The organism is Rhodopseudomonas sp. (assembly GCF_048594845.1).
Taxonomy (GTDB): Bacteria; Pseudomonadota; Alphaproteobacteria; order Rhizobiales; family Xanthobacteraceae; genus Rhodopseudomonas.
This window is the reverse complement of the sequence record NZ_JBMDXE010000253.1, coordinates 1-11094: the sequence shown is the minus strand read 5'-3', so window position 1 is coordinate 11094 and position 11094 is coordinate 1. Positions and strand designations below refer to the sequence as shown.

Sequence of the window (11094 nt, the reverse complement as noted above, 5' to 3'; positions counted from 1 at the left end):
CACTGGGGCAATCTCTACGAAATCGCGCCGTTCTACGTGCTGATCATCATCCTGATGATCAAGCCCTACGGCTTGTTCGGCACCAAGGACATCGAGCGTATCTGACATGGCCAACACGTCCTTGATCCCCGCCGGCGACTTCCGCTCGTCCTACGCCGCCGACACCACGATCTTCCCGACCAAGACAAGCCGCAACATGGCGATCCTCGGCGTGGTGCTGATCGCGTTCGCGCCGCTGGTGCTGTCGGGCTACTGGCTCAGCATCCTGATCCAGATCGGCATCTTCGGCATCGCCGCGCTCGGGCTGAACATCCTGGTCGGCTTCACCGGCCAGATCTCGATCGGCCACGCCGCGTTCTTCCTGCTCGGCGCCTACACCTCGGCCTATCTCAACAACAATCTGCCGATCCCGGTTTTCTTCACCATTCCGCTGGCCGGCGTCGTCGCCGCGCTGGTTGGGCTGGTGTTCGGCCTGCCGGCCGCACGGCTCAAGGGACTGTACCTGGTCATCGCCACGCTGGCGGCGCAGTACATCCTGATCGACTTCTTCTCGCGCGCCGAATGGTTCTCCGGCGGCTCGGTGCCGGCTTCGGCCAATCCGTTCTCGCTGTTCGGCTGGGTGCTGCGCGGCGACAAGCAATATTTCTACGTGGTGCTGGCCTATCTGCTGGTCAGCTACATCCTGGTCACCAACCTGATGCGCACCCGCGATGGCCGCGCTCTGGTGGCGGTGCGCGACCATTATCTCTCGGCCGAGATCATGGGCATCAACCTCACCAAATATCGCACGCTGTCGTTCGGACTCGCGGCGTTCTTCGCCGGCATCGCCGGTGCGCTGTATGCGCATTACCAGCTCGTCGTTTCCAACGAAGGCTTCGGCATCGAGCGCTCGATCCTGTTTCTGGCGATGATCATCATCGGCGGCATCGGTTCGATTTCCGGCACGCTGATGGGCACCGCCTTCGTGGTGCTGCTGCCCGAAGCGATGGAATGGATCAGCATGGAGCTGAAGGGCAGCGCAATCGACCGCGCGCTGCTGCTCAACAACAACCTGACCTTCCTGCGCGAGATCGCAATCGGCTTGATCATCATCGCCTTCCTGGTGTTCGAGCCCGATGGGCTCGCGCATCGCTGGCGGCAGATCAAGGCGTATTGGAAACTCTACCCGTTCTCGCACTGAACGGGACGACGAGGGACGCAAGCCGACTTCAATAACAAGACACTGGAGGAACCACGATGACGATGAAATCCCTTTTGAGCACCGCCGCGATGGCGCTGATCATCGCCGGCGGCTCGGTGACCGCGCAGGCGCAGATCGCGATCGGCCATCTCGCAGATTATTCCGGCGGCACGTCCGACGTCGGCACGCCCTATGGCCAGGCCGTCGCCGACACCTTCGCTTACGTCAACAAGAACGGCGGTGTCGGCGGCAAGCAGCTCAATGTCGACACCAACGACTACGGCTACCAGGTGCCGCGCGCGATCGCGCTGTACAAGAAGTGGTCCGGCGGCGACAAGGTCGCGGCGATCATGGGCTGGGGCACCGCCGACACCGAGGCGCTGACCGGCTTCCTCGCCAACGACAAGATCCCCGACCTGTCGGGTTCCTACGCGGCAGCGCTGACCGATCCGGAAGGCACCAGCGGCAAGGCCAAGCCGGCGCCGTACAACTTCTTCTACGGTCCGTCCTATTCCGACGCGCTGCGCGCCGAACTGATGTGGGCGGCGGAGGACTGGAAGGCCAAGGGCAAATCCGGCGCGCCGAAATTTGTCCACATGGGCGCCAACCACCCCTATCCGAACGCACCGAAGGCCGCCGGCGAAGCGCTCGCCAAGGAACTCGGCTTCGAAGTGCTGCCGCCGCTGGTGTTCGCGCTGGCGCCGGGCGACTACTCGGCGCAGTGCCTGTCGCTGAAGAGCTCGGGCGCCAACTACGCGTATCTCGGCAACACTGCGGCCTCCAACATCTCGGTGATGAAGGCCTGCAAGGCGGCCGGCGTCGACGTGCAGTTCATGAGCAACGTCTGGGGCATGGACGAGAACGCCGCCAAGACCGCCGGCGACGCCGCCGACGGCGTGATCTTCCCGCTGCGCACTGCGGTCGCCTGGGGCGGCAGCGCGCCCGGCATGAAGATCGTCGAGGAAGTCTCGAAGGTCTCGGACCCGTCCGGCAACGTGTATCGGCCGGTGCATTACGTCGCCGCGGTGTGCTCGGCGCTGTACATGAAGGAAGCGATCGAATGGGCCACCAAGAACGGCGGCACCACCGGCGAGAACGTCCGCAAGGGCTTCTACCAGAAGAAGGACTGGGTGCCGGCCGGCATGGACGGCGTCTGCAACCCGTCGACCTGGACCGACAAGGACCACCGCGGCACCACCAAGGTCGACCTGTATCGCGCCAAGGTGTCGGGTTCGACCGACGGCGACCTCAAGGACCTGATCGCCAAGGGCACCATCAAGCTCGAAAAGGTCAAGACCGTCGACCTGCCGCGCAAGCCGGAATGGCTCGGATGGTGAGCTCGCGGCGGCGGCTAAGCCGCAGCCGTGCAACTCTGAGAAGCGTGCCGCGTCTGCTTTGAGCCGCGGCGCCGGAACACAAACAACCGTCACCCCCCCCGAAAGCGGGGGACCCAGTACGCCGCAGCGTCTCGTGTGAATCATCAGCGCTTTGGAATACTGGGTCGCCCGCATTCGCGGGCGATGACGGGAGAGGATGGGGCTATGCTCTGCTCTGCCTCACATCGTTGTCAGGACCGCCATGACCGAAGCCGCCGCCCTCGATCGATCACAGCCTGCCGCCACAGCGGCTCCTGCCCCCCTCCTCAGCGTCCGCAACATCGAGGTCGTCTATGACGACGTCATCCTTGTCCTGCGCGGGCTCAGCCTGGAGGTGCCACACGGCGCGATCGTGGCGCTGCTCGGGGCCAACGGCGCCGGCAAGTCGACGACGCTGAAGGCGATCTCCGGCCTGCTCAAGACCGAGGACGGCGAGGTCACGCGCGGCGAAATCGTGTTCGACGGCGACCGCATCGACGGCACCGATCCGGACAAGATCGTTCGCCGCGGCATCTTCCAGGTGATGGAGGGCCGCCGCATCGTGTCCGACATGACCTCGCTGGAGAATTTGCGGCTCGGCGCCTTCACCCGCAGCGACCGCGAGGTCGGCCGCGACATCGAGATGGTCTATAACTACTTCCCCCGGCTGAAGGAGCGCACCGGCCTCGCCGGCTATCTGTCAGGCGGCGAGCAGCAGATGCTGGCGATCGGCCGTGCGCTGATGGCCCGGCCCAAGATGATCCTGATGGACGAGCCCTCGATGGGCCTGTCACCACTGCTGGTCAAAGAAGTGTTCGCGATCATCAAGCAGATCAACCGCGACCTCGGCGTCACCATCCTGCTGGTCGAGCAGAACGCCCGCGCCGCCCTCTCCGTCGCCAGCCACGGCTACATCATGGAGCAAGGCAAGGTCGTGCTCGACGGCACCGCTGACGAACTGCGCGACAACGAGGACGTCAAGGAGTTCTACCTCGGCGGCGCCGGCGACCAGCGCAAGAGCTTCAAGAACCTGAAGAGCTTCAAGCGGCGCAAACGCTGGCTGTAGCCACTAGGCAGGCCGGCTGTCGCCGTTGACGATCGCCAGCATCGCATCCAGCCGCGCATCCCAGGAGTTCTTCGTCAGAACCGGGTGATCAAGCGGCAGCACGCCGTCGCCGCGATGGTCGAGCGCGGCCTGCACCTGTGCTTCGAACTCCGCGGCGTCATGCGCGACGCGATGCACCGCATGATAATCGGCCAGCGCCGGCAGCGCCGTGGCGACGACCGGACGGCCCGCCGCGAGATACTCGAAGAACTTCATCGGAAACATCGCGCGGCTGTAGTCGTTGATCAGTTGCGGGAGCAGCGCGACATCGGCGCCCCTTAGATAATCCGGAAGCTCCGCATATGGCCGCCAGCCGAGGAAGTGTGCGTTCGGCATCGCCTGCATCCTGGCGATGGTCGGATCCCGCTGGCCTTCCCGCTCGTCGCCGATCACGACCAGATGCCAATCCGGCCGCGCCTGCACCAAGCTCGCCAGCAACCCGAGGTCGATCTTGAAATCCGAGAGCGCCCCGACATAGATCAGGCGCGGCTTCGGAATGCCAGCAAGGTCCGCGGGAAGCAGCCGATCGAGACGCGCCGCGCCGAAATGCGCGATATCTGCGACGTTGTTGAAGTAATGCGTCCGTTCACCGGCGACCTCGCGGCAGTGCGCCTCGAGCGCCAGGCTGGTGACGAACACATGATCGGCCCGCTGCAACAGCCGGCGCTCGACCGCCTCATACTCCGCCTTATCGACGCCGGGGACGGCGCCGAGATCATCGACCGAATGATACACCACGGCGCTCGGCTGTACTGCCTCCGCGGCTTCCAGCATATATGGGTGATAGGTCCATACGATCGGATGCGATGCCCTGCGCCGGCGCAGCCAAGATCGGATCCGGAACACGAGCTGCCAGCGGTTGAAGACACTCACCGCGGCGTAGCGTTGCCCCAGCGGCACCGTGAGGGGCGAGAACACCCAGAGATTGGGCCTGACCTCGCGGATCGGCGCCGTGCCACGCTTGAGCCGGGCGATGATACGCCGGAGGTCCATGGCGTTGAGCCCTGGCCGGCGGATGCCGACCGTCTCGACATAAAGGACTTCATAGCCGCGATCGGCCAGCCGGCTGGCAATATGCTGCTTGTTCGTCCAGTACGGCGAATCCCAATCCGCGGTCGAGAACAGCACGACGGTTTTCGAATTGGCTGCGACCATGATCCCGCGGCGGTTGGGCCCGTCGGACGCTTCGACGCCACGCGGCCGAACGTGCACGCCACAGCACGCGATTCGCGTCGCGGCGGCCTGCTTCCCGAACTTCCTCGCATCTGTCGACCGCTGCCGCAAGCAGCGGAGAAACCGACAGCCCCCGATCCACCGCACCCCAACACCACAACCTATGGTTACAATATACCGTTGACGCATAGTAAACGCAGAACTATCGAGTTCCTATTTTCGAATTTCCGAATGTTTCGATTAGCGATCGAGGTCTGCGATGGTGATTGCCAAGGAACAGCTGTTCCGTGAGGGGTGGCACCCGGTCGAGACTCATGGCGATCTGGCATGGCGCTGGTCCAGCAAAGTCTCAAAGATTCAGGTGCCGGCTGAAGCCGGCAGATATCTGCTGATCGACTATGCGCGACCGGAGTCCTTCGGCGATACCGACTGCAAGGTGATCGGCCCATCGGCCGCAACATCGTTGGATGTTCGGTCCGGGCGCGGAAAGCTGCTGATCGATCTGGCGCACCTGAAGGCCCGATCGGGCGATGTGCTGCATCTGGATCTGTCGGCGCCCGTTCGCCCGGAGGGTGATCCGCGCGATCTCGGTCTGATGGTGTTCGACGTGGATACGCCGTCGACCGACGTGATCAATCGATACAAGCGCGAGCTCGGCTTGCGTGAACTGCCGCTGACCGCCGACTACACGCCGAGCGAGCTGACGATCGCGGTGAGCGACAAGTGCAATCTGCGCTGCGTCACCTGCTTCGCTCATCACAACCAAGAGGGCGACAACAACGCGAACTACGAGGACTTCCCGCCCGAGTGGATCCCGAAGATCAAGGACGCGGCGCTGGGCGCAGCGCGCATCCAGATTCACGGTGGCGCCGGCGAGCCGCTGATGGCCCGCAAGTTCTGGGACTGGTTCACGCTGCTGGAAGACAATCCCGGCGCCAAGATCGAGTTCAATACCAACGGCCTGACCTTCAATCCGAAGAACATCGAGCGGCTGCTGCAGTACAACGTCGATCACATCAGCGTCTCGTTCGATGCCGCCACGCCGGAGACTTACGCCAAGATCCGGGGCGGCGACTTCACACGGCTGCTGAACAACATGCGTTCGCTCGTGGCGCAGCGGAAAGCCTCGCGTCACCCGATCCGCGTTCTGTTCAACATGACGGTGAACAAGACCAATGCGGCGGATGCTCCAAAGCTGGTCCGCCTAGCGCACGAGATCGGGGTCGATGGGGTCGAGCTCTATCATCTCAACTCCGGCGACGCCTTCGACTGGACCGTGGTGAAGGCCGGACACACCTTCAATTATCGCGACAACCTGCCCGAACGTAATGTCGAGCTGATCAGACCATTCATCGAGCAGGCCCGCGCGGTTGCGGAAGATCTCAAGATCTATCTCTTCGTCGATCCGCGCTTCCAGGTGACGCTGTACGGCCGCGCCGACGAGACCGCGACGGAGATGCCCGACTACAGCGAATGCCGTGCCCCCTGGCATTGGCTGGCGCTGGAAGTGAACGGCAGCGTCAAGCCATGCTGCATGGCCGCCAAGCCGATCGGCAGCCTGAAGGACAATTCGGCGCTGGAGATCTGGAACGGCCCGGCGATGCAGCGCCTGCGCAAGAACATCACGGAAAGCCGAATCGATCCGATCTGCGTGGGCGCCAGTTGCCGTTACGTGATGAAGGCTGCCACCGATCCTGACCACGACAGTCCAGCGGCTCTCAGGCGCAAAATCCGGGAGCTGACCCTGGCCCGCAATCTGGAAAAGGTGCGTGCCGACGAGTTGGAGAACTCACTGTCCTGGCGCGTCACGCGGCCCCTGCGGCTGATCAGCAAGGCTCTCGGGCTTTATCGCCGGAGAATGCGCACGTTTCACTAGCTCGGCTCCTAGCGGCGCCGGCTCGACAGTGTCGTCAGCCCAGAACCTGATCGGCCTCATGAACGGCGCAGAAGATGTGATAGAAGGTTGAAGCCGGCACTACGTCGACCAGCGAACGTCCGTTCTGGTCGAACTGATCGTACCAGGCGCCGCGCACCGGATGACAAAGATAGAAGCGGTGAAGGCTCCGAAGCGCCGCGCGCGCCGCCTGCTCGGCACCGGCGACGCCGTGCTGGGCCTGCGCGAGCCATGCTTTAGCCAATTCGGTTTGCGGCCAGCACCGCCGCGTGGATTTGGTGATGACGCCGTCGGCATTGCCTTCGTCGATCAGACAGCCGGACGCATCCTGGTAGCGCAAGGTTGAAGCCAGCAGTTGCTCGCGATAAGCGGCCGTATCGTGTCCACTGATCCGCTGATACTCCTTCAGCAGCCAGGTCCACTCCGCCTGATGACCCGGCTCGACGCAGACCGGCTCGATCGTGGTCCAGTCGTTCTCGAAGTACTCGCCGAGCACCCGGCGCGGCGCATCGTAGAAGTGACTGGTGAACAAGCCGAACAATTCGCCGGCGCGGTTCAGGAACCTGGCATCGCCGGTGGCATCGAATGCGGCAATCATAGCCTCGAGCAGATGCATATGCGGGTTCTGCCGACGGGGCGCCGCATCCGGCAGGCTCTCGAGATATCCGCCAGTTGCTGATCGCATCGGCCCATCGAGGAAAGCCAGCAGCTCGTCGATCTCTCCCAACACCTGCGTGTCATGATTCAGCGCGTAGACGTTCGACAGCGCGAGCAGGACGAAGGCGTGGTCGTAGCAGTCACGCCGACCGTCCAATTTTGTACCATCCGCCGCGAGCGTGTGGACAAAGCCGGGCCGGCCATCGCGGCCCTTGGCCTTGTCCAGAAGATAGTCCAGCCCGCGCAGTGCCAGCGCTCGGCCTTCGGGATACCAGCCGCATTGCGCGGCCTTGGCGAAACAGTAGATCTGCCGGGCCTGCACGCGCACCCGGCGGGTTGCCTCGAGATCTGGCCGTCCGGATTGATCAAGCCGCTCGACGAAACCGCCGCGTGTATCGTCCCATCCGACTCGGGACCACAGCGGCAATGAATGATCGATGATCGTCGATTTCAGCGTTGCGACGATGTCACACTCGTCCGTCGAGGCGCTCGGCTGCTGCATTTCTATCCAGTCGATCAGGAACGCGATCACTCTTAGCGAGGCACCCATAACACGGCGCCCGATCATCAGGATAGATCCCGATGGCGCAGTTATGGGCCCCGGCAAGGTTGAAAATGCCTCTGTTTCCCCGGGACCGATATGCTAAACACCCCCCACCTTTTCGACCAGCGCGGCCCGCACCATGGGATCGCGAGCCTTGCGAGGCCCTATGACATCGCAGATTATTCCGGTCATCATGTGCGGCGGTGCTGGTACGCGGCTTTGGCCCGCGTCCCGCGAGAGCATGCCGAAGCAGTTCATCGCGATGTTCTCCGAGCGTTCGACGTTCCAGGAGACGGCTCTGCGGGTTGTCGGCAAGCCCTTGTTCGCCAAGCCGATCGTGGTCACCAGCGCTGAATTCCGCTTCGTTGTCGCCGATCAGCTGCAGGAGGTCGGTGTCGAGGCCGATATCGTGCTCGAACCGTTCCGTCGGGATTCCGGGCTCGCGGTCGCCGTTGCGACCGTGCTGGGACTTCGGCGCTCGCCCGATGCGATCCTGCTGATCCTCGCTTCCGATCACGCGATCAAGGGTGTCGAGGCCTTCCACACCGCCTGTGCCGACGCACTGTCAGCCGCGGAAGACGGCAACATTGTCACGTTCGGTGTCGTCCCTTACGAGCCGGCGACCGGCTACGGCTATCTGAAGCCGGGACTGCCCTTCGGCGACGGTCCGGTGCGCAAACTCGACAAATTCGCCGAAAAACCGACGCGCGAGATGGCGCAGCAATACATCGCGGACGGCTATCTGTGGAACAGCGGCAATTTCCTGTTCCGCGCCGACACCATGCTGGGCGAGCTCGGCCGATTCCAGCCCGAACTCGCGGTGGCGGCCGAAGGCGCAGTCGACGCCGCCATCAAGGACCTCGACTTCGTACGGCTCGCCAAGGCGCCGTTCGAAAATGCGCCGAAGATATCGATCGACTACGCGGTGATGGAAAAGACCGATCGCAGCGCCGTGCTCGCGGTCGATTTCGGCTGGTCGGACCTCGGAAGCTGGGAGGCGATCTGGGCCAACGCCGAGCAGGACGGCGCCGGCAATGCGCTGTCCGGCCGCTGCGAGGTGGTGGACGTCAAGAACGCCATCGTTCACAGCGACGAGTCGATCCTGACCACGGTCATCGGCCTCGAAGAAGTCGTGGTGATCGCATCGGCCGACGCGGTGCTGGTAGCGCCGCGCGGCATCACCAGCGAGATCAAGGTACTGGTCGAAAAGCTCAAGGCCGCCGGCCGCACCGAGGCCACCGAGCATCGGCGGATCTATCGGCCCTGGGGTTATTACGAGACGCTGAATCTGGGCGGCCGGCATCAGGTGAAACGCATCCTGGTGAAACCCGGCCAGCAATTGTCGTTGCAGCAGCACTTCCACCGCTCCGAACATTGGGTGGTGGTGCACGGCACCGGCGAGATCACGATCGGCGACGAAACCCGGATGCTGCACGAGAATCAATCGACCTATATTCCCGCCGGCGCCGTTCACCGCCTCGCCAACCCCGGCCGGATTCCGCTCGAACTGATCGAGGTTCAGGTCGGCTCGTATCTCGGCGAAGACGACATCGTTCGTCTCCAGGACGCCTATAACCGCGTCGGTTAGTTCGGCCGAGCAAGCGAGACTTCGGTCGATGCGTATCCTGCATTGCTACAAGATCTATCGTCCGGAGGTGGAAGGCGGCATTCCTGAAGTGATGTCGCAACTGCTCGGCCTCCGCGACTTCGGCGACAGCAGCACGATCCTGACGGCGAGGCGCCGCGGCGCGGGGCGCCGCTATGTGCTCGACGGCGCCGAGGTACGCGCGGTCGCCTCGTTCGGCGAAGCGCTGTCGATGCCGCTCGCGCCGCACTATCCGCTGGTCCTCGCACAGGCTGCACAGTCCTGCGACGTGCTGGCGCTGCACGCGCCGTTTCCGCTCAACGACATCGGGCTGCTGCTCGGCGTGCCGGATGATCTCGCCGTGGTGGTGCACTGGCACGCGGAGATCCTCGGGCGGCAGGCCATCGTCAAGCTGCTGGCTCCGGTGATCCGTCATACGCTGGCCCGTGCCGACCGCATCGTGGTGTCGGACCAGAGCATCGTCGACAGGTCCGAGTTCCTGGCGCCGCACGTCGGCAAATGCACCATCATTCCCTACGGCGTCCGGCCGGAGGAATGGTCGGAGCTCCACGCCGATCAGGCCCGACGCGCAGCCGAGCTGCGCGCCAGATATCCGCGCCTGATGATCTCGATGGGGCGGCTGGTTCCCTACAAGGGCTATCCGGTGCTGCTCGAGGCGATGCGCGAGATCGATGGACATCTCGTGGTGATCGGCGACGGCAGCGACCGCGAGGCGCTGGCGCAGCGTGCCGCCGAGCTCGGCGTCGCCGACCGCGTCACCTTCACCGGCCTGCTGCCGCGGGACGACATGAAGGTGTATCTGCACGCAGCGCGGGTATTCGTGTTGCCCTCGGTGACCGAAGCGGAGGCCTTCGGCATCGTCCAGATCGAGGCGATGTCGGCAGGGCTGCCGGTCGTGAACACGACCGTGCCGACCGCCGTGCCGAAGATCGCCCGCGACGGGCTCGAAGGCCTCAGCGTCGCGCCTCGGGATGCGGCCGCGCTGGCCGGCGCGATCCGGCGGCTGCTCGACGATCCGGACCTGGCCGCCCGCTTCGGCCGCGCCGGACGCGAGCGTGTGGCCGGAGAATATTCACAATCCGTCTTCCTCCGCCGCATCTCGGCGGTTTATTCGTCAGCGCTTTCAAGGCGTCGCGGAGAGCCCGACCGGGCGCCCAATGAGGTCTTGACTTGACCGCCCCGAACCGGCATCTGCCCTCGCAGCACCGCAAAATCTCAGCGTTTCGAGCGACTTCCGATCGCCGATGCTGGCCGGCCTCCCCCTTCTGATCGACTGGAACGGCCCATGACAGCCGACACGACCGCAACGCCGCCGCGACCCGCGCGCCGCCGCGATTTTTCGCTGAGGCAGTATTTCGACCTGGTGACGACCCTGACCCAGAAGGAGGTCAAGGTCCGCTACAAGAACAACGTGCTCGGCTATCTGTGGTCGGTCGCCAATCCGCTGGCCTCTGCGATGGTGTTCTACTTCGCACTCCAGGTCATCATGGCCACCAACGTGCCGAATTACGTTGTGTTTCTGATCATCGGCCTGTTCTCGTGGCAGTGGTTCAGCAACTACCTGATCGGCGCCAGCGGCG

9 protein-coding genes and 1 pseudogene are annotated in these 11094 nt (G+C 64.0%); 8 read left to right on the top strand and 2 right to left on the bottom strand.

Annotated elements, in window-relative coordinates:
• The 4 genes and pseudogenes from ACOJTD_RS16400 to ACOJTD_RS16385 all read left to right on the top strand — a co-directional run.
• Window positions 1-105 (top strand): annotated as a pseudogene (locus ACOJTD_RS16400) (branched-chain amino acid ABC transporter permease); the annotation flags it as partial.
• Window position 106: 1 nt separating this feature from the next.
• Window positions 107-1180: a branched-chain amino acid ABC transporter permease gene (locus tag ACOJTD_RS16395; RefSeq protein WP_420133953.1), complete on the top strand. Its 1074-nt coding sequence runs from the start codon at window positions 107-109 to the stop codon at window positions 1178-1180.
• A 56-nt stretch (window positions 1181-1236) separates the two neighbouring features.
• The gene (locus ACOJTD_RS16390; RefSeq protein ID WP_420133952.1) at window positions 1237-2517 is read left to right on the top strand and encodes an ABC transporter substrate-binding protein; all 1281 of its coding nucleotides are present in this window, start codon (window positions 1237-1239) and stop codon (window positions 2515-2517) included.
• Between the two features lie 241 nt (window positions 2518-2758).
• A complete protein-coding gene (locus ACOJTD_RS16385; protein WP_420133951.1) occupies window positions 2759-3601 on the top strand; it encodes an ABC transporter ATP-binding protein in 843 nt (280 codons plus the stop codon).
• Between the two features lie 3 nt (window positions 3602-3604).
• On the opposite strand, the gene ACOJTD_RS16380 is transcribed toward ACOJTD_RS16385, so the two are convergent.
• On the bottom strand, window positions 3605-4795 hold the full coding sequence (locus ACOJTD_RS16380) for a glycosyltransferase (protein ID WP_420133950.1): 1191 nt from the start codon (window positions 4793-4795) through the stop codon (window positions 3605-3607).
• A gap of 277 nt (window positions 4796-5072) precedes the next feature.
• Between ACOJTD_RS16380 and ACOJTD_RS16375 the strand changes: the two genes are divergently transcribed.
• On the top strand, window positions 5073-6689 hold the full coding sequence (locus tag ACOJTD_RS16375) for a radical SAM/SPASM domain-containing protein (RefSeq protein WP_420133949.1): 1617 nt from the start codon (window positions 5073-5075) through the stop codon (window positions 6687-6689).
• A gap of 34 nt (window positions 6690-6723) precedes the next feature.
• Here the strand turns inward: ACOJTD_RS16375 and ACOJTD_RS16370 are convergent, their stop codons facing one another.
• Entirely contained in the window at window positions 6724-7866 is a 1143-nt protein-coding gene (locus tag ACOJTD_RS16370) for an AGE family epimerase/isomerase (protein WP_420133954.1), read from the bottom strand.
• Between the two features lie 208 nt (window positions 7867-8074).
• Here ACOJTD_RS16370 and ACOJTD_RS16365 point away from each other — a divergent pair, with 208 nt between their 5' ends.
• The 3 genes from ACOJTD_RS16365 to ACOJTD_RS16355 form a co-directional block, all read left to right on the top strand.
• The gene (locus ACOJTD_RS16365; protein WP_420133948.1) at window positions 8075-9496 is read left to right on the top strand and encodes a mannose-1-phosphate guanylyltransferase/mannose-6-phosphate isomerase; all 1422 of its coding nucleotides are present in this window, start codon (window positions 8075-8077) and stop codon (window positions 9494-9496) included.
• A 28-nt stretch (window positions 9497-9524) separates the two neighbouring features.
• Window positions 9525-10688 (top strand): glycosyltransferase, encoded by a 1164-nt coding sequence (locus tag ACOJTD_RS16360; protein WP_420133947.1) that lies wholly within the window; start codon window positions 9525-9527, stop codon window positions 10686-10688.
• Between the two features lie 111 nt (window positions 10689-10799).
• On the top strand, window positions 10800-11094 hold a 295-nt coding region (locus ACOJTD_RS16355; protein ID WP_420133946.1), incomplete at its 3' end, for an ABC transporter permease.

Excerpts from the sequence above, each read along its gene's own strand:
- ACOJTD_RS16395 (WP_420133953.1), top strand. The coding sequence starts at position 107 with ATGGCCAACACGTCCTTGATCCCCGCCGGCGACTTCCGCTCGTCCTAC.
- ACOJTD_RS16390 (WP_420133952.1), top strand. The coding sequence starts at position 1,237 with ATGACGATGAAATCCCTTTTGAGCACCGCCGCGATGGCGCTGATCATC.
- ACOJTD_RS16385 (WP_420133951.1), top strand. The coding sequence starts at position 2,759 with ATGACCGAAGCCGCCGCCCTCGATCGATCACAGCCTGCCGCCACAGCG.
- ACOJTD_RS16380 (WP_420133950.1), bottom strand. The coding sequence starts at position 4,795 with ATGGTCGCAGCCAATTCGAAAACCGTCGTGCTGTTCTCGACCGCGGAT.
- ACOJTD_RS16375 (WP_420133949.1), top strand. The coding sequence starts at position 5,073 with ATGGTGATTGCCAAGGAACAGCTGTTCCGTGAGGGGTGGCACCCGGTC.
- ACOJTD_RS16370 (WP_420133954.1), bottom strand. The coding sequence starts at position 7,866 with ATGCAGCAGCCGAGCGCCTCGACGGACGAGTGTGACATCGTCGCAACG.
- ACOJTD_RS16365 (WP_420133948.1), top strand. The coding sequence starts at position 8,075 with ATGACATCGCAGATTATTCCGGTCATCATGTGCGGCGGTGCTGGTACG.
- ACOJTD_RS16360 (WP_420133947.1), top strand. The coding sequence starts at position 9,525 with ATGCGTATCCTGCATTGCTACAAGATCTATCGTCCGGAGGTGGAAGGC.